We start from the raw sequence: 16,031 nt of genomic DNA on the forward strand, positions 1-16,031 counted from the left end.
CCGCGACGAGTCGAAATGCGCTGGAATCCGTCTAGCCTGATTCCGGGGCAAACCCGGCGTTCGATTCTTGACGCAAGTTTGCGCGGCGTCAACCGCCGGTGTCACGGCACGCTCCAACATTTCATAGCGCTTTTTCCTCCACATGGCGCACACCTGCGCAGTCATGGCAGAATCGACAACGCCTTCGTCGCCTCGCCGAGAATACCCAATGGATCAACTGGTACTGGACACATTCGACGCTGCCGCGCTGATCCCCGGCTTTCGCGCGCCGCACCTGCCGCAGGAGCAGCCGGACCCCTCGACCCTCGACGCCGCCGAGCACGCGATGCGGCACTGGACGAGCGCCGTCAACGGCCCGCTGACGCCCGGCTCCGACGTGCACCGGCACGAAATGTGCCGCATGTTTCGCGAAACCTTCAATCCGTATCGCCCGTCCGTGCTCGCATGGCCGCCGCTCGAAGCCGCGACGCTCAAGCGCATCGTCGAGCTGCCGATCTGGGACATCGCCGTGCAAACCGAAGGCAGAGCGCGCCTGCGCATGGCCGCCTACGCGGCGACGCTCGACACCCCGGACCTGCGCGACGCGCTCGCGCTGAATGCGTGGGAAGAAAACCGCCATAAGGAAGTGCTGTCGCGCATGGTGCATGCATACGGCATTGAACTCGCGAGCGAGCCGCCGTACGTCTATCCGAAAGACACGGAACGGGCTTACCTCGTGACCGGCTATAGCGAATGTATCGACAGCTTCTTCGCGTTCGGCCTGTTCGAGGTGGCGCGGCGCTCGGGTCTGTTTCCGCCGGAACTGACCGAGACGTTCGAGCCGGTGATGCAGGAAGAGTGCCGCCATATTCTGCTGTTCGCGAACTGGGTCGCCTGGCATCGCGCGCAGCTTTCGTGGTGGCAGCGCATCCGCTTCGAGCTCAAGGTGGCGGGCGTGTGGGCGTTTCTGATCTGGGAGCGTATCGGACTCGCGCGTGCGATGGATGCCGATGGCAACGTCCACGAGCACGACAACAACTTCACGGTCAACGGCGCGCAGTCGGTAACGGATGTCGATATCAGCGTGCCCGAGTTGATGCAACTGTGTCTTCAGGAAAACGAACGTCGCTTCGCGGGGTATGACCCACGGCTGTTGCGGCCCGAAACGATGCCGCGGCTGGTGCGCTTCGGCTTGAAGTTCGTGCGCAAGAAAAAGTAAACCGCGAGTAAGCCGCGCCGAGCGCGCCAGCGTTCAGCCGGCGCGCGCCCCACGTTCGAGAACTGCGAATCGCCGCTTGACGGTCGAAGTCACGCGCCATCGAAGCGAATGGCGCGGCAGTCATGCCCGCGTCAGGCTGGCGCCATGCTGCTTGCGTAAGCTGGGAACCCAGGCAAACGACAAGGAGCGCGCAATGGAGTCCTTCCCGCTGTTCATCGTCGGCTCGCCCCGGTCCGGCACGACCTTTCTTTGTTCCGTGCTCAACGCGCATCCTCTGATCCAGCTGACCAACGAATGCCGGGTCTTTGCATTGCTGAAGGACTTCCTCGAAGTCGGCTGCCATCGCGCCGACCTGCTCGGCGAGACTTCACGCGACCGCCTGCTCGGATTCGGCCGTCGTACGCTGGGCGGGTGGGTCGAGCGCTTCTATCGCGAAGAGTTGAAGTTCGGCGCGCCGATCTGGGGCGATAAGCATCCGTCGTACGCCGACCCTACGATCCTGTCGGGCCGAACGGGTTCGATCGAGCGCGTGCCGCGCTCCGGTTCCTGCTTGCGTCTGATACGCGAACTGCTGCCGCAGGCGCGCTTCATTCATATCCACCGCGATCCTCGCCACGTGGCCAATTCGCTCGTGCACAAGCATTGGACCGGATCGATCGAAGACGGCATCCGCGTGTGGGGGCAATACGTCGGCGAGATCAACGCATTCTTCGAAGAGATACCAGCGGCTCACGCGCTGACCGTGTCGTACCGGAAGGTTATCGAAGAACCGCGTGAGACGGCGGCCAGCATCGGGCAGTTTCTCGGCCTCGCGGATGCATCGCCGATCAGCGACTTCCTGATCTCGCAACGCCGTTCGCCGACGCCGTTCAGCGATCCGGTGACCGATATCGGCGATCTATATCTGATTCCCGATACGGCCGCGAGCGACGACGCGCTGCTCGCTCTCGCGGGTAGCCAGGCGCGACGGCTGGGTTATGCGGCGGCCTGAGGTTGCCTGAGGTGCCCGCTCAGCCCCGCACCCCTTCCACGAACCGCGCGATCCTGTCGCACGCCTCGATCAATCGATCCTCGCCTACCACCAGCCCCAACCTGACGAAGCCGTTCGCCGTTTCCCCGAACGCACTCGCGTCGAGCACGGCCACGCCTTGCGCGCGAAACAGCTGCCAGGTGAACTCGGTCGTATCGAGCCCGGTTCCGCTGACGTCGACCATCACGAACATGCCGGCTTCGGGCAACAGGCATCGCAAGCGCGGCACGCGATGCAAGCGCTCGAACACGACGTCGCGCCGCCGCCGGTAGATCTCGCGAATATCGGCGACGAACTCCGCCCTGTTCTCCAATGCCGTCAACGCGGCCTGCTGGATGAAGCCCGGCAGGCCGTACAGCATCGCGAGCGCGAGCCGCGCCATGTGCTCGATCAGCGTCGCGGGCCCGATTGCCCAGCCGACGCGCCATCCCGCCATCGCGTGCGACTTCGACAGGCTGCCGATCGTGACCGTGCGCTCCGCCATGCCGGGCAGCGACGCAATGCTCACATGGTCGCGTTCGAACGTCAGTTCCGCATAGACCTCGTCGGACAGCACCCACAGGTCGTGCTCGCACGCGAGCCGCGCGATGCGCTCGAGATCCGCGCGCTGCATCACGACGCCGGTCGGATTGCACGGCGTCGCGAAGAAGATCGCCTTCGTGCGCGGCGTGATCGCCGCTGCGAGCGCGTCGCAATCGACGTGAAACGCGCGCGCCGGATCGACCGGCACCGCGACCAGCGTCGCGCCCGCCGCGCGCACGCAGGCCTCGTAGGTCAGATACATCGGCTCGGGAACGATCACTTCGTCGCCGGCTTCGAGCAGGCACAGCGACACCGCGAACACGCCGTTTTGCGCGCCGGCGGTCAGCACTACGTTGGCCGCGCTCACGTCACGGCCAGAGGTACGCGCGTGCTCGGCGGCGATCGCGGCGCGCAGCGGCTCGCGACCGGCCATCGCCGTATAGTGCGTATCGCCGACGCGCAGCGCATCGATCGCGCGCTCGACGATCGGCGCGGGCGTCGAGAACTCGGGGTCTCCTACGCTCAGCACGATCACGTCTTCGCCCCTCGCAGCCGCCTGCTGCGCGACCCGATGAATTTCCCACGCCGACGTGCGGCGCCCTTGCAGCCGCTCGACCAGATTCGAATACTTCATTGCGCTCACCCGTTCCATTCGACCCGCCAATGTAAAGGCACGCCGGCGAAACGTCCAGATACGAAAAAGGGTCATGCGAGCGGACAACCTCGCATGACCCTGTGCGCAATGTACTGCTGTTTGAACGACTGCCTTGCTTTGCTTCAAACCCCCGTTAAAACTTCGGTGCGTTAAAGCTGCCGGCGCAGTTCCGCCGGCGGCACCTTCATCAGATGCCGGTATTTCGCCACCGTGCGCCGCGCGACCAGCACGCCCTGATCCGCGAGCATCTTCGCGAGCGTCACGTCCGACAGCGGATCGCGCGTGTTCTCCGCGGCGATCATCTCCTTGAGGAGCGCGCGCACCGCGGCGGCCGAACAGGTGCCGCCGCTTTCGGTGCCCAGCTCGCGCGGGAAGAAATGCTTGAATTCGAAGATGCCGCGCGGCGTCGCCATATATTTGTTGCCCGTCGCCCGCGAGATCGTCGATTCGTGCAGGCCCAGCTCGTCAGCGACGTCGCGCAGCACCATCGGCTTCAGCGCGATCTCGCCGTACTGGAAGAAGGCCTTCTGATGCGCGACGATGCATTCGGCCACCCGCTGGATCGTATCGAAGCGCTGCTGCGCGTTGCGGATCAGCCAGCGCGCTTCCTGCAGCTGCTGTGCGAGCGGCGAGCGGCTCGCGCCGGCCGACTGCGCGAATAGCTGTGCATACATGCGATGGATTCGCGCGCGCGGCTGCACTGCCGGATTGATCGACACGACCCACTTGTTGCGCGCCTGACGCACGATCACGTCGGGGACCACATAGTTATCCTCGGCGCGGCCGTAGCAATTGCCCGGCTTCGGATCGAGCTTGCGCACCAGCGCGCAGGCCACGCGCAGTTCCTCGGCGCTGCAGCCGATCTGCTTTTGCAACTCTGCCTGTTCGCGGCGCGCGAGACGTTCCAGATGATGCTCGGCGATTTGCCGCGCGACGTCGCGCCCCGGTGTACTGGCGGGCAGCGCATTGATCTGCAGCGTCAGGCATTCCGATAGCGATCGCGCGCCGAGCCCCGGACGATCGAGCGATTGCACGAGGCGCAACGCCACCAGCAGTTCTTCCTCGGTCAGCGTGGGCTCGAGATCGACGCTGTCGGCCAGGTCGGCGAGCGACTGCCGCATATACCCGTCTTCGTCGAGTGCCTCGATGATGAAACGCGCCACCGCGCGATCGCGGTCGTCGAGCCGGTAGAGGCGCAACGCGTCGTGCAACTGCTCGCGCAGCGTGGGTTGCGAGCGAGCCCATTCGGCCGGGTCGCTGCCGTCCGCGTCGCCGTTCTGGCGCGCCGAACTGCGCGAACCGTAGTCGCCGGAAAAATCGGCGGGCATGTCGTCCTGGCCCGCGCTTTCGAGCGTATCGCTAGCGGAGTTTTCCGCCGCCAGTCCGTCCGGTTCGGCGGCGGCTAGCGTATCGGCGGCGGGCACGGTGGCGTCTTCGCCATCAGCTGGCGTCGTGCCGGCGAGCGCGACGTCCTCTGCTTCGGATGAGTCGTATTCGAGGAACGGATTGGTGTCGAGCGCCGTGCGCAATTCCTGCTGGAACTCGAGAGCCGACAATTGCAGGAGACGCACCGACTGCTGAAGACGAGGCGTCAGTGCAAGCGACTGCCTTGTGCGTAGTTCGATTGAAGGCATTGGAGTAGATCCCGTTCGTTGGTAGTCAAAGACTCAATGAGCCGAGTGCACTCTTCAATGCAACGTCCGTACCAGGTCGCGCAAGACGCTGTTTTGATTACGCTTTGTTTATTCAGGCGGGTGAATTGACCGGACCGCGAGAGCCGGTTTTTACAAACGGCAGGCAATTTCCGGTCCCTTTCTTCACACCTCGGGCGGCCTCGCGCACGGTCGCGCCGCGGGCCTATTCGTCAGTCGAAAAACCCCGATGGATGCGGCTTTCGCGAGCGGCATCACCGGGATCGCAGCGGCCGGGCACGATGCATGCGGGGCAGCGTTGTGTGGACGGACGCCGCCTTTTGCAAACACGCCAGTCATGCGGAGGCGAGGACGGCGCCCGGTGTCGAGAAACGGGCCCCTGACGGTACCGTAGCGGCCACGACCCACGTGTGTCATCAGCGGCTTACGCCGCGATCGGCCACCGGCAACAAGACCGCCATTTTCATCACCACCTGAAGGAGAAAACCATGAAGACGATCCAGCTTCTGAAGACCGCAGGCAGTATCGCTGTCGTCGCGTTCGCGCTGAACGCGAACGCCCAGACCAGCACTTCGGCTCCGCCCGCGGCGTCGGAAAGCGTCGGCCAGCATATCGACGACGGCACCATTACGACCAAGGTCAAGGCCGATCTGCTTGCCGCGAAGAACGTCAAATCGACGCATATCCACGTGAAGACCCGCAAGGGCGTCGTGTGGCTCACGGGTTCGGTGCCATCGGCCGAAGACAAGACCGCCGCCGAGGATGTCGTGCAGAACGTGAAGGGTGTCGAGAGCGTGAAGAACCATCTGAAGGTGGCCGCCGACTGATATCCGCATGATCGGTTCACGCCGATTCGACTGAGCGGAACGAAAAAGAGCCGGCTGCGGAGCCGGCTCTTTCTATTGCATCGACGCGTCGATCAACGCTTCATCGCCGCATACCGGTCGCGCAGATCGCGCACGCGATCATGATTCTGCAGTACGCCCTGGTATTGCCGCTCGACGATCGCACGTACATCGGCCGGCAAATCCTTTTCGAGCGCATCGTGATAGCGCTTCTTCGCGACGTCCTCGCCCTTTTCGCACTCGGCGAGAATCGCATGGTCGCTGCGATCCGAAACCGCCGATCTGACGTCGACCCAGCCGCGATGCAGGGCACCGGTCATGCTGCCGCCGGTTTCCGGCTTGCCGCCGAGGGTCTGAACGACATCCTGCAACTCACGCGCGCCGCGCGAGCACTCGTCTGCTGTCGAGCGAAACAGCATCTTCAGCTCTTCGTCGTGCGCATCCTCGGCTGCCTTCATAAAGCCCTTTTCGCCATCCTTCGACGTTTCGACCAGGTCATTCAATACGGAAACAACGTTGGTAGCCATTCAATACCTCCAAGGGTTTCGTTCATCGCGGAATCCGCCGCGCGGAGCTTTTTATGCGCGTCGCGATGAATCGGTTCGACGCGCGGCGGGCTGCATTGAATGGCACGCATCACACGTGCCCGGCATGCACGCTTGGCGCCGCGTCTCGATCTTCGCCGGAGTGGCACAGCCGTTGCTAATCCAATCGATTCGGCAATCTATAAAGACAGGGGAATCGCGATGAAAAAATCCGGCAGCATCAAATTCCTGGCGGCGGTCGCAATCGTCACTTCGGCTACCGTGATGCAGATTCGCGCGCACATTGCGTCGCCGGACGCGGCGGCGCCTGAGCCGCATGCAACGATATCGACGTGCGGTCGCTCGCATGACGGCATCACGCCGGCCTCATGCTGGCCGACGAATAGCGAAAGGCAGCTCGAACGATTTCAGCCGCCGCACGACACGCGGCAACCATGGGTGTAGCGAGACGTCGACATCGCGCGGTAAACCGAAAACGGCCCGATCATCGTCATCGGGCCGTTTTCCGTTGGCATACCGCATCGCTTACATCACTCGCGCTTCTCCGCGAATTCCTTGATCGGTTCGGGCGTCTTCAGCGGATCGAAATCGGCCCAGTGTCCCTGCTGCCAGCGGCCGGTCGCCTTCTCGATCGACACGCCGCCCGCTTCACGCAGCACGCGTGCGGCATCGAGCTGATTGTCGGGCGACACGTGCACGGCGACGAGCACGCCCGATTTGCGGGCCTCCTCGTGATACGGCACGCGATAGTCCGATTTGCCATGCTCCTTGGTGCGCGACATCGCGCCGATCAGCGAGCCGACATACGCACCGACGCCCGCCGCGATCGGCGACACCAGCAGCGGTGCAGAAAACGCCGCGAAAATCGCGACGCCGATCACCGCGCCGATGACCGCACCGATCGTCACGCCCATGCCTCCGCCTTTAGGCGCCTCTCGCGCCCCGGGGTCGGTATCCGTGTCGCCTCCGATCGGGAAACGTGCGTGCTGGCCGCGCGGATTGACGAAAAACAGCGTGACGTCCTCTTCGACGAAACCCGCCTCGAAAAGCTTTTGCGCCGCGCCTTCCGCTGCCGGAAACGTCGTGAAGCGTGCTGCGACGATGAGTGACATTACGCCTCCTTTATCGTTGATTAGCGTTCGCGGACCATACCGTCGCCGGGGGTGGCGCGCGTGACGAGCAGCGCGCCCAGTCGGTGCGACACGCGGCAGCCCTACGACGCCGCGCTGCCGCGATCCGGTTCCATGCCTTCCACTCTGAACAGTCCGCTATGCAACACCACGCTTTCTCCGTTGTTCTGGTCGAGCGCTTCCGCGCACACCGAGCGGATGCGCTGTCGGCCTCTGTCGAAAGCGGCCATGACCGCCGGTTCGAGCGCGGATTCAGCGCCGAAATGATCTTCCAGCGCCTCGGCGGTGATCGCGCAGACCACCGGCTCGCCATCTACACGCGCGAGAAAGCGCACTGTCAGATTGGCGCCGTCGAAGACCGGGTCGTCGTCGGGGAAAGTGATCTGCATCAGAGAGTCCTCATAAGCAGGCCGTGGCAGGATCGCGTTCATGACGCGCCCTTCAATTTGCCGGCCAGTTGCTGCGCCATCTCGAGGTGATGCTTGATGGTCGGCAGCGCTTGCGTGGCCGCGGCCTTCAGTTGCGCGTCGGTGCCGCTTTCGCTTTGCTGCTGGAACAGGTCCACCGCACGCTGATGCGCTTCCACGCCGACCTGCTCGACGTAGGCCGCATCGAACTCGGAGCCCTTCAACGTCTGCAGTTTGCCGACCAGCGCGGAATCCGCGGATGGGGTCGGCTTGAAGCCCTTCTTCGCGACCAGCGCGGCCATTGTGTGCGACAGCTTCGTGTGGTCGGTCATCATCTGTTGCGCGAACTTCCTGACCTGCGGATCGTTCGAGTTCTTCAGCGCGATCTTGCTGGCGGCGATTTCGGTGGCGTCCGACTTCGACGCTTCGAGGACGAACTGCTGATCCGCGGGCGACAGCGTCGTTTTACCGGCCGGCGCAGCACTCGCGGGCGCATCGCTCGCCTGCGCGCTGGCCGTGTCGATCGTTGCCGCGCTCGCGCCCAACGCGGCTAGCGCGGCACTCAGCACTTGTAGGGAATACCGGAATTTCATGCACTTTCTCCCTGTCGAATCGGCGATGCGCAGTGTCGAATCGGCAATGCGCTGGCGTCGAAGCCAGCGCGCCGCCTTCGATCAAGCCGCCTTGCGCTTCGTCAGTTGCCCGATCAGCGTCCTGTTGAATGCGGGCAGGTCGGCGGGTTTGCGGCTCGAAATCAGATTGCCGTCCTCGACCACTTCCTGATCGACCCACGTGCCGCCCGCGTTACGAATATCGTCCTGCAGGCTAGGCCAGCTCGTCACCGTGCGCCCCTTGATGATGCCCGCCGATACCGGCAGCCACGTGCCGTGGCAGATCACCGCGATCGGCTTCTTCGCGCTGTCGACCGCTTTGACGAAGGCCTGCGCCTGCGGCACCAGTCGCAACGCGTCGCCGTTCACGACGCCGCCCGGCAACACCAGCGCGTCGTAGTCCTCGGGACGGGCTTTGTCGAACGTCGCATCGACATCGACGGTGTCGCCCTTGTCGACGTGCCTGAAGCCCTGGATCTTGCCCGGCTTCTCCGAAATCACGTGGACCGTCGCGCCCGCCTCGGTGAGCGCGCGTTTCGGCTCCACGAGTTCCGCCTGTTCGAAACCGTCTACGGCGAGTACCGCTACCTTGTAGCCATTCAGTGCATCAGTCATGCGTCTTCTCCTTGCTGTGGCGCCGCGGTCATGCGCTTGCTCGTTATGCATGTGCATAGCGCGGCGCCTTTACTAAAGCGTTGTCACGCAAAACACGTGCCCGGCTGCGCCGACTGGCGCAAGCCGTGTAGTGTGCGAAACGCAAGCTGGTCAGGCGTCGGTTCCCTCTTCACCTGATCCCTCCGCGCCCGGAGGCACCCGTGGATCGACGATGTGGTCGGTGTCGATATCGCGATCCGCTTCCAACGTCGAATCGCCGTCGGCCGACGCACGCTCGCCGGTACCTGCTCGATCGGTATCGCTGGCGAGTTCCGCGTCGCCGGTTTCGAGCGCGTGATTGTCGAGCTCCGTATCGACGTCGAAATCGTGACGCTTCGCACCCGCGACGTCGCTGCCGCTGTCGGACGAGTCGCTGGGACCCAGCGCGCCCGTCGTGTCGGAGGTTGGCTTGACAGTCCGCTGCGGTTCTTCATCGGGATTGAGTGTGCTGCTCATGAAAGCCCCCTTTCAGTTGATTACGCCAACCATTTCGCAAGGACCGTTCCGCTCGAGCGCCCCGGTGCTGTGTCAATGGCATCCCCCTTGCTTCAGCCGCTTGAAACTTCTACTTGCGACCATGGCTACCGCGACTCATTCAACGACAGCATCACGCAACCCGGCGACCGCGAACGGCAACACCGCACCGCAGCCGATGCCACCGGGCCTGCGCCACGCCGACGACACCAAGCCCGGCTACACCCGCAAGCGGGAGCGGAACGGCTTTATCTATTTCGACGTGAACGGCAAGCGCATCGTCGAAGAGGACGAGATCCAACGCATCAACTCGCTCGCGATTCCCCCCGCCTACGAAAACGTGTGGATCTGCCCCGATCCGCGAGGTCACCTTCAAGCGACCGGCCGCGACGCGCGTGGCCGTAAGCAGTACCGCTACCATCCGCGCTGGCGCGAAACGCGCGACGCCGACAAGTACGAACGGATGGCCGAGTTCGGCCGGGCATTGCCGAAAATCCGTGCGCGTGTCGCGCGTGACCTGAAGCTGACCGGCATGCCGCTCGACAAGGTCGTCGCGGCCATCGTGCACCTGCTGGACACGACGCTGATTCGCGTCGGCAGCGCCGAATACGCGCGCGAAAATCATTCATTCGGATTGACGACGTTGCGCAAGAGGCACGTGAAGATAAAGGCGGGTCAATTGCGCTTCCAGTTTCGCGGTAAGAGCGGCATCGAGCACGACGTGACTGTGGACAATCCAACCGTCAAGCGCATCGTGCGGCGTTGCGCGGAGCTGCCCGGCCACGACCTGTTCCAGTATCTCGACGAAGACGGCACGCGCCACAGCGTCGGCTCGAGCGATATCAACGACTACCTGCGCCGCGTGAGCGGCGCGGACTTCACCGCGAAGGACTACCGCACCTGGGCCGGCAGCGTATACGCGCTGGCGGCATTGCGCCGATTGATGTGCAGCAGCGCAGCCGAAGCGCGCGGCCATATCGTCGCCACCGTCAAAGAGGTGGCGACGCTGCTGCGCAATACGCCCGCTGTCTGCCGGCGCTGTTATATCCACCCGGCGATCATCAGCGCGTTCGAGGCCGACGAGTTGCGCAGCCTCGCGTCAGGGCAAGCGCGCCGCGGACTCAAGGTGGATGAAGTGGCCTTCGCGGTGCTGCTCGCGCAGGCGGAAAAGCGCGCGGCGAAACTCGCGCGCGCAACCGGTGCCAAAGGACGCAAGGCGCGGGAGTCGTCGGCCGACGACAGCATCAACGGTTCGCTGACGAGTCTGCTGAAAAAATCGCGCGTGGCGCGCAAGAAAACCCCCGACGCGAAACGCGAAAGCGGCGCGGCCCCTTTGCACACCGGGCTGGAATTGCCATCTGAATCGAAACCGGCGGCCCAGTGACGGGCTCGGCGATGAATCGGCGAAGGCTCAAGCCTCTTCCTCGAATGCCGCCATCACGAGCCAGACATCGCGCTCGCCGTCGCGTATTTCGGCCGCCAGCGCATACTCATCGCCTGGCGAACAAACCCGCGCGAGCGTGTTATGCGCGACTTCACCGTTCTCGAACACACGCTCCGACAACGGCCGCACTTCCTGCTTGCCTTCGAACATCGGCTGTTGCCGACGATACACGAGCGTCTCGGATTTCCAGTTGCTGAAGCACTCGCGAACGTGCGCGAAGTCCCCGCCGCAGATGTTCGCCTGATAATGAATCTTCCTGATCACGATATTCTCCCCCCGATGCGAAGCGGCATCGTCCGGCGTCACAACGACCGCAACGGTTCATTGCCGCTTCCGCATCGATCCAGCGTTACTGTCCCTTTGTATCGCTGCTGGCATCGGCGCCGGGCATGTTCGTCGTGTCGTTCATCGGCTTCTTTGCGTTCGACTTCTTGTGATGGTGTTTCATCGACGAAGTCGAGCCCCCGGTGCTGCCCATTGCATTCGATGCGGGCTCGTTGCCCGCCGTCGGCGCAGCGGTCGCCGCGCCATGCGCATTGCCGCCGCCGGCGCCGCCATTGCCGTTGCCGCCGCCCGTCTGCGCGAACGCGGCGCCCGACGCCAGGGCGCCCGACGCGGCCACACATGCCGCTACCAGCCATGCCTTCGGATACTTGCTCATCTGGCTTCTCTCCATCAAGTAAAAAGGACGGTTGTGATCCTTCAGTTCCTGCCGCAATCACTGAAAGTCGAGCAAGGCCTATGCCGCGCGATGCATGCGTCGTATGCGCTCATCGCGCTTCGCTGGGCAGCGCTTGCGTCGGCATGGACGCAATAATTGCAAACGGGCTCGCATCCTTTACGCGCGCGGCGCCTCGTCGGGAGATGCGGCGCCGGGTGGTATCGAGCAAATTGCGGAGCAACGGCGGAGTAACTGCGCCGCACGGCTCGATGGAACGGCCGTTGCTAAATGCCTCGGTACATTCCCCCCATCAAAGGAGCCCATCATGGTGATGCAGACCCAGACGCAAGGCGCGAACATCGTCGGTAAAGGCGCCGCGACCGCGGAAGGCCCAGGCCCGGACGTAATGGCCGCGGCCACGCTTGACGGCAACAAGGTCATCAGCAGCGACGGCGAGCACATCGGCAAGATCAAGGACATCATGCTCGACGTGCGTTCAGGCCGCATCGCGTATGCGGTGCTGTCGAGCGGCGGTTTTCTCGGCATCGGCGACAAGCTGCTGGCGATTCCGTGGAGCGCGCTGACGCTCGATACGCAGGAGAAATGCTTCGTGTTGAACATGGTGGCCGAGCGCGTGAAAAACGCACCGGGATTCGATAAGGATCACTGGCCATCGATGGCGGACCAGACGTGGGCCACCACCGTGCATCAGTACTACGGCAGCGAACCGTACTGGGGTGGCGACGTCTATACGAACCGCAACGACGTGGGTGTCGGCGACATTCCCCCGGGTTCGTCGGATGCACCCGAGTCCGGTGGCGTGAAGCTCTGATCGCCGAATCGACCACTTCCGATGCGTGGCCAGTGCGGCGTTCCGCTTCAGGAGAGAACACAATGGCGACCCGAAAGAGCAGCAGCAGATCGAAACGCCCTGTGTCGCGTGGCAAGTCGGGACGGCCGCCGCGCCAGCGCCATGCGCAGGCGCAGGCCGCGCATCGCGCCAAAACCGCGAAGTCGAGCGGCGCATCCGGCGCAAAGAAATGGTCGCATCACGTGATGGAAACGAGCGACGCGATGGACATCGAGAAGGATATTTTCAAAACCGGCAGCGCGGAGTCCATCGCGCGATCGTTGAAGCACTCGTCGACGGCGAGCCGTCGACGCAAGGGCACGCCGTTTCAATCGGCGATGTCGATGCTCAATTTCTACATTAATCGAGCGGGTCGAAACCTGCCGAAGGAGCGGCGCGATACCTTGCAACAAGCCAAGCGCAAGCTGCGCGAAGCGTTTGGACGCGAGCCGCGCTGAACTGCCGGGATCGCGGCGGCATTACGCGGCCAGACGCTTCAGTCGGTGCCCGGCTGAATGCCGAAGGCACTCTGCACGGCCTCGAATCGCGAATTGACGTTCAGTTTCTCGAACACATTCTTCATATGCCATTTGACCGTCTCGGGCGCCAGGTTCAGCGAACGCCCGATTTCCTTGTTGGACAGCCCGCGAGCGACGTAGCCCAGTATTTCGAGTTCGCGCGCGCTCAGTGTGCCCGGCGTGACCTTGTTGCCGGCATAGCCCGGAGAAGATGATGGCGTGTCATCCGCTTCGTCGAAAGCCGACAGCACCGTGCCGATATACGTCGCGTGCCCCCTCGCGATTTCCGATGGCGTGCGGCGAAACCGGTCCAGCAATGCACGCATCGGCGCTCCCTCGTCCACGAAGCTATTGATCATGCCCATCGCGCCGCCGATCCGCAGCGCGTTTCCCAGCGCCGCGAACGCCTGGTCCGAAGCACCGTTCTGCTCGTGCGCGAGAGCAAGCAGCAACGAAACCACGGCCTCGGCATAGCGCCAGCCCAGTGCAACCAGATTGTCGAGTAAGCGCGAAAGAAAACCGACGGCGTCCGCGGCGGCATTTTCGGCGAGCAGAACACGGGCTTGCAGCACACAGTAGCTTGACCACGTTTCCATCGCCGAGCCCCGTCGCCCTTCGCATATCATCGGTACGCTCGCGCTCAGTTCGTCGGCGACCTGTCGCGCCTCGATCACCCTACCGTCGGCAAGCAGCTGCCGAACGGATTCCGCATCGCACGCGAGCTTCAGACGCAACCATCGACGGGTAATCGCGAGCTGTCGACCGTCCTCGAGTACGGCCAGCGCCGGCCCCTTTTTGCCATCGCGCCACAGCAGGCGCGACGAGGTGAGCATATAGCGCATCAACGCGGCGAGCGGCGAGCTCTCCAGCGCGATGGTCATGCGACCGTCGATCAACTTCCGCGCCTTGGACAGCTCGTTGCACTCGTAGTAAATCGACGCAAGGCAACCGGAAACCGCGGCCGCGGCCGCCGACCACTCCCCCAGCTTGTCTTCGGAGTAGCGCATTGCGATCTCCATCACGCGCCTCGCATCGGGAAGATCGCCGTGTATCAGCGCGGCGACGCCGTACACCGCGTCGCGCAGCATATCCGCGCTGTTCGGCTTCCGGCTGAGCCCAACCTGATCGACCCGCGCTCTCCACACGCGCGAGATATAGGCGAACTGCCCTCTATACATCAAGCCGAAAATCTCCGCGCTTTGCCCGTATTGGCGAACCCAAGGTTCCGCAGGCGCCGTCGATGCCTCGACGGCACGCCCGAGTTCCAGCGCATGCTCGCTGTCGTCGTTCACACAAGCGATCACCGCGCGGATCGCGTTGATCTCCGCCCACGCGATCTCGTCGGCTACCGTCCGATCATCACGGGCCATACGCTCGAACTCGTCGGCAATCTCGCTGATCTCCTTCGACGCGCGCGCGGTTTCGAGCGACATCGCGAGTGCCCACGCTTTCGCCAGACGCAAGCGCAGTCGACCCACGATCACGTCCGGCGGAAGTTTGCGAATCCAGCCCGGCAGCATGAACGGGTCGCCGCGTTGAAGCATCTCCATCGCACAGTTTTCGGCCCACTGCGCCGCCTGCCCGATGTCGCCCGCGGCCAGCGCATGTCGCACCGCTTCGGGCCACAGGCGCGCCCGTGCGAACCAGAGGCTGGCCCGGCGATGCAGTAACGGAACCTGTCGTGGCGTCTGACGCATCAGACGGCGGCGCAGCGCATCGCTCAGCAGCGCGTGATAGCGATACCAGCTTTGCGTTTCATCGAGCGGCCGGATGAACACGTTATGACGCTCGAGCCAGTCGAGCTTCTCTCCGCTGTCGCCTTCTCCCCCCATGACGTCGTCGCAGAGCGTCGCGGTAAGCCGTTCGAGAATCGACGTGTACAGCAGAAACGTCAGCATATGCGGCGGCAAATGACCAAACACCGTATCGTTCAGATAGCGATCGATGCCGAACCGGGAACCGGCGAGATGACTGGCGAGCGCGGCCACGTCATCGACCCGGTTCAGTCCGAGCGAAGCCAGTTGTAAGCCGGCAACCCATCCCTCGGTCGCGCTGTTCAACAGTTCGACGCTGTTGCGGTTGAGCAGCGCATTACCGGTGTGCTGGAAAAACGCTTGAGCATCGTCGAGCGAAAAGCGCAGATCGTCGACGGTCACACGTGAAAGTTTGTCGGGCGAGCGCAGCGCGCTCAGCGACAACGCCGGTTCGCCGCGCGCGCCGAGCAGCACGTGCAGGTTGTCGGGCGCGTAGCGCAGCAGGCGCGACACGATCGCGAGAACGGGTTTCGCGCTGAGGCGGTCGACGTCGTCGAGCACGAGGAAAACCCCGCGGCCGTATGCGGCGATGCCATTGAGCAGCACTGAAATGAGCGTTCTGACCGGCGTGTGCGCATCGTTATCGAGGAGTTGCTGCGCCTGCCACGCGATCTCCTTCGACGCCCGACAAAGCGTCGCCACCAGATAGGCGCCGAGTTGCTGCGGATCGTCGTCTTCTGCATCGAGACTGAGCCACGCAACGGGACGCTTCTTTCTCGCTTGCGCTTCGCTCCACGCGGCAAGCAAAGTCGTTTTGCCGAAACCCGCGGGCGCGGTCACGACCGTAATGTGACGCGGACGTCGTTCATCGAGTCGCCGGAGCAAGGCCGGCCGTTGCACGCAACCCGCGGGAAGACGCGGCGGCATCATCTTGGTCTGGATCAGCGACACGATCCATTCACGCTCGAAACTATCAGCGGGTGTATTCATGAGTGGTCCTCTCACCGGCTATCCGTGAGAGGCATGGAGGGGTCATTGTGAATTTGTCTTGAAGATACGCCGAACCGTGTGACGACTCACT

At 63.6% G+C, this 16,031-nt stretch carries 18 protein-coding genes; 7 read left to right on the forward strand and 11 right to left on the reverse strand.

Translation table 11 applies throughout. The annotated features are described in order from the left end of the window. Positions 1–208: 208 nt before the first annotated feature. Together QFZ94_RS03265 and QFZ94_RS03270 are read left to right on the forward strand one after the other, a co-directional pair. Entirely contained in the window at positions 209–1,198 is a 990-nt protein-coding gene (locus QFZ94_RS03265) for a ferritin-like domain-containing protein (RefSeq protein ID WP_368583758.1), read from the forward strand. A gap of 193 nt (positions 1,199–1,391) precedes the next feature. Continuing rightward, on the forward strand, positions 1,392–2,189 hold the full coding sequence (locus QFZ94_RS03270; protein WP_429455569.1) for a sulfotransferase family protein: 798 nt from the start codon (positions 1,392–1,394) through the stop codon (positions 2,187–2,189). Positions 2,190–2,208: 19 nt separating this feature from the next. Here QFZ94_RS03270 and QFZ94_RS03275 read toward each other — a convergent pair whose 3' ends face one another. Then, on the reverse strand, positions 2,209–3,384 hold the full coding sequence (locus QFZ94_RS03275) for a pyridoxal phosphate-dependent aminotransferase (RefSeq protein ID WP_429455570.1): 1,176 nt from the start codon (positions 3,382–3,384) through the stop codon (positions 2,209–2,211). Positions 3,385–3,554: 170 nt separating this feature from the next. Further along, the gene (locus tag QFZ94_RS03280) at positions 3,555–5,039 is read right to left on the reverse strand and encodes an RNA polymerase factor sigma-54 (RefSeq protein ID WP_429455571.1); all 1,485 of its coding nucleotides are present in this window, start codon (positions 5,037–5,039) and stop codon (positions 3,555–3,557) included. A gap of 506 nt (positions 5,040–5,545) precedes the next feature. Between QFZ94_RS03280 and QFZ94_RS03285 the strand changes: the two genes are divergently transcribed. Further along, positions 5,546–5,884 (forward strand): BON domain-containing protein, encoded by a 339-nt coding sequence (locus tag QFZ94_RS03285; RefSeq protein WP_429455572.1) that lies wholly within the window; start codon positions 5,546–5,548, stop codon positions 5,882–5,884. Between the two features lie 92 nt (positions 5,885–5,976). On the opposite strand, the gene QFZ94_RS03290 is transcribed toward QFZ94_RS03285, so the two are convergent. Beyond that, entirely contained in the window at positions 5,977–6,429 is a 453-nt protein-coding gene (locus QFZ94_RS03290) for a PA2169 family four-helix-bundle protein (protein WP_176106061.1), read from the reverse strand. 219 nt (positions 6,430–6,648) lie between these two features. Between QFZ94_RS03290 and QFZ94_RS03295 the strand changes: the two genes are divergently transcribed. Next, entirely contained in the window at positions 6,649–6,891 is a 243-nt protein-coding gene (locus tag QFZ94_RS03295; RefSeq protein WP_429455573.1) for a hypothetical protein, read from the forward strand. Positions 6,892–6,977: 86 nt separating this feature from the next. Here QFZ94_RS03295 and QFZ94_RS03300 read toward each other — a convergent pair whose 3' ends face one another. From QFZ94_RS03300 to QFZ94_RS03320, 5 genes are all read right to left on the reverse strand, one after another. After that, positions 6,978–7,559, reverse strand: a complete 582-nt coding sequence (locus QFZ94_RS03300) for a hypothetical protein (RefSeq protein WP_429455574.1) — start codon at positions 7,557–7,559, stop codon at positions 6,978–6,980. A gap of 101 nt (positions 7,560–7,660) precedes the next feature. Next, positions 7,661–8,008, reverse strand: a complete 348-nt coding sequence (locus tag QFZ94_RS03305) for a DUF1488 domain-containing protein (protein WP_429455575.1) — start codon at positions 8,006–8,008, stop codon at positions 7,661–7,663. Next, on the reverse strand, positions 8,005–8,577 hold the full coding sequence (locus tag QFZ94_RS03310) for a DUF4142 domain-containing protein (RefSeq protein WP_429455576.1): 573 nt from the start codon (positions 8,575–8,577) through the stop codon (positions 8,005–8,007). Before QFZ94_RS03310 ends, QFZ94_RS03305 begins: the two co-directional genes overlap by 4 nt. Before the next feature lie 81 nt (positions 8,578–8,658). After that, positions 8,659–9,210: a type 1 glutamine amidotransferase domain-containing protein gene (locus QFZ94_RS03315; protein WP_368583751.1), complete on the reverse strand. Its 552-nt coding sequence runs from the start codon at positions 9,208–9,210 to the stop codon at positions 8,659–8,661. 150 nt (positions 9,211–9,360) lie between these two features. Then, entirely contained in the window at positions 9,361–9,705 is a 345-nt protein-coding gene (locus tag QFZ94_RS03320; protein ID WP_368583750.1) for a chemotaxis protein, read from the reverse strand. Between the two features lie 121 nt (positions 9,706–9,826). Here QFZ94_RS03320 and QFZ94_RS03325 point away from each other — a divergent pair, with 121 nt between their 5' ends. Then, entirely contained in the window at positions 9,827–11,107 is a 1,281-nt protein-coding gene (locus QFZ94_RS03325) for a DNA topoisomerase IB (RefSeq protein WP_429455577.1), read from the forward strand. 27 nt (positions 11,108–11,134) lie between these two features. On the opposite strand, the gene QFZ94_RS03330 is transcribed toward QFZ94_RS03325, so the two are convergent. Continuing rightward, positions 11,135–11,431, reverse strand: coding sequence for a hypothetical protein (locus QFZ94_RS03330; RefSeq protein ID WP_368583748.1), 297 nt, complete (start codon positions 11,429–11,431; stop codon positions 11,135–11,137). A gap of 85 nt (positions 11,432–11,516) precedes the next feature. Beyond that, positions 11,517–11,828, reverse strand: a complete 312-nt coding sequence (locus QFZ94_RS03335) for a hypothetical protein (RefSeq protein ID WP_368583747.1) — start codon at positions 11,826–11,828, stop codon at positions 11,517–11,519. Between the two features lie 325 nt (positions 11,829–12,153). Between QFZ94_RS03335 and QFZ94_RS03340 the strand changes: the two genes are divergently transcribed. Both QFZ94_RS03340 and QFZ94_RS03345 read left to right on the forward strand, forming a co-directional pair. Next, positions 12,154–12,660 carry a PRC-barrel domain-containing protein gene (locus QFZ94_RS03340; RefSeq protein ID WP_018438199.1) on the forward strand — a complete coding sequence of 169 codons (507 nt, stop codon included), beginning with the start codon at positions 12,154–12,156 and terminating at the stop codon, positions 12,658–12,660. Positions 12,661–12,722: 62 nt separating this feature from the next. Continuing rightward, positions 12,723–13,136 (forward strand): DUF3175 domain-containing protein, encoded by a 414-nt coding sequence (locus tag QFZ94_RS03345; RefSeq protein ID WP_368583746.1) that lies wholly within the window; start codon positions 12,723–12,725, stop codon positions 13,134–13,136. Between the two features lie 38 nt (positions 13,137–13,174). On the opposite strand, the gene QFZ94_RS03350 is transcribed toward QFZ94_RS03345, so the two are convergent. Beyond that, complete coding sequence (locus QFZ94_RS03350; RefSeq protein ID WP_429455578.1) at positions 13,175–15,940, reverse strand: LuxR C-terminal-related transcriptional regulator; 2,766 nt, start codon at positions 15,938–15,940, stop codon at positions 13,175–13,177. Between the last annotated feature and the right edge of the window lie 91 nt (positions 15,941–16,031).

Origin of the sequence: Paraburkholderia sp. JPY465, assembly GCF_050436725.1 — a bacterium.
Lineage (GTDB): Bacteria > Pseudomonadota > Gammaproteobacteria > Burkholderiales > Burkholderiaceae > Paraburkholderia > Paraburkholderia youngii.

Bases quoted from the DNA above. Each gene is read 5' to 3' on its own strand.
- QFZ94_RS03270 (WP_429455569.1), top strand. From the start codon at position 1,392: ATGGAGTCCTTCCCGCTGTTCATCGTCGGCTCGCCCCGGTCCGGCACG.
- QFZ94_RS03305 (WP_429455575.1), bottom strand. From the start codon at position 8,008: ATGAACGCGATCCTGCCACGGCCTGCTTATGAGGACTCTCTGATGCAG.
- QFZ94_RS03285 (WP_429455572.1), top strand. From the start codon at position 5,546: ATGAAGACGATCCAGCTTCTGAAGACCGCAGGCAGTATCGCTGTCGTC.
- QFZ94_RS03310 (WP_429455576.1), bottom strand. From the start codon at position 8,577: ATGAAATTCCGGTATTCCCTACAAGTGCTGAGTGCCGCGCTAGCCGCG.
- QFZ94_RS03300 (WP_429455574.1), bottom strand. From the start codon at position 7,559: ATGTCACTCATCGTCGCAGCACGCTTCACGACGTTTCCGGCAGCGGAA.
- QFZ94_RS03340 (WP_018438199.1), top strand. From the start codon at position 12,154: ATGGTGATGCAGACCCAGACGCAAGGCGCGAACATCGTCGGTAAAGGC.
- QFZ94_RS03320 (WP_368583750.1), bottom strand. From the start codon at position 9,705: ATGAGCAGCACACTCAATCCCGATGAAGAACCGCAGCGGACTGTCAAG.
- QFZ94_RS03325 (WP_429455577.1), top strand. From the start codon at position 9,827: ATGGCTACCGCGACTCATTCAACGACAGCATCACGCAACCCGGCGACC.
- QFZ94_RS03295 (WP_429455573.1), top strand. From the start codon at position 6,649: ATGAAAAAATCCGGCAGCATCAAATTCCTGGCGGCGGTCGCAATCGTC.
- QFZ94_RS03315 (WP_368583751.1), bottom strand. From the start codon at position 9,210: ATGACTGATGCACTGAATGGCTACAAGGTAGCGGTACTCGCCGTAGAC.
- QFZ94_RS03265 (WP_368583758.1), top strand. From the start codon at position 209: ATGGATCAACTGGTACTGGACACATTCGACGCTGCCGCGCTGATCCCC.
- QFZ94_RS03275 (WP_429455570.1), bottom strand. From the start codon at position 3,384: ATGAAGTATTCGAATCTGGTCGAGCGGCTGCAAGGGCGCCGCACGTCG.
- QFZ94_RS03290 (WP_176106061.1), bottom strand. From the start codon at position 6,429: ATGGCTACCAACGTTGTTTCCGTATTGAATGACCTGGTCGAAACGTCG.
- QFZ94_RS03280 (WP_429455571.1), bottom strand. From the start codon at position 5,039: ATGCCTTCAATCGAACTACGCACAAGGCAGTCGCTTGCACTGACGCCT.
- QFZ94_RS03335 (WP_368583747.1), bottom strand. From the start codon at position 11,828: ATGAGCAAGTATCCGAAGGCATGGCTGGTAGCGGCATGTGTGGCCGCG.
- QFZ94_RS03350 (WP_429455578.1), bottom strand. From the start codon at position 15,940: ATGAATACACCCGCTGATAGTTTCGAGCGTGAATGGATCGTGTCGCTG.
- QFZ94_RS03345 (WP_368583746.1), top strand. From the start codon at position 12,723: ATGGCGACCCGAAAGAGCAGCAGCAGATCGAAACGCCCTGTGTCGCGT.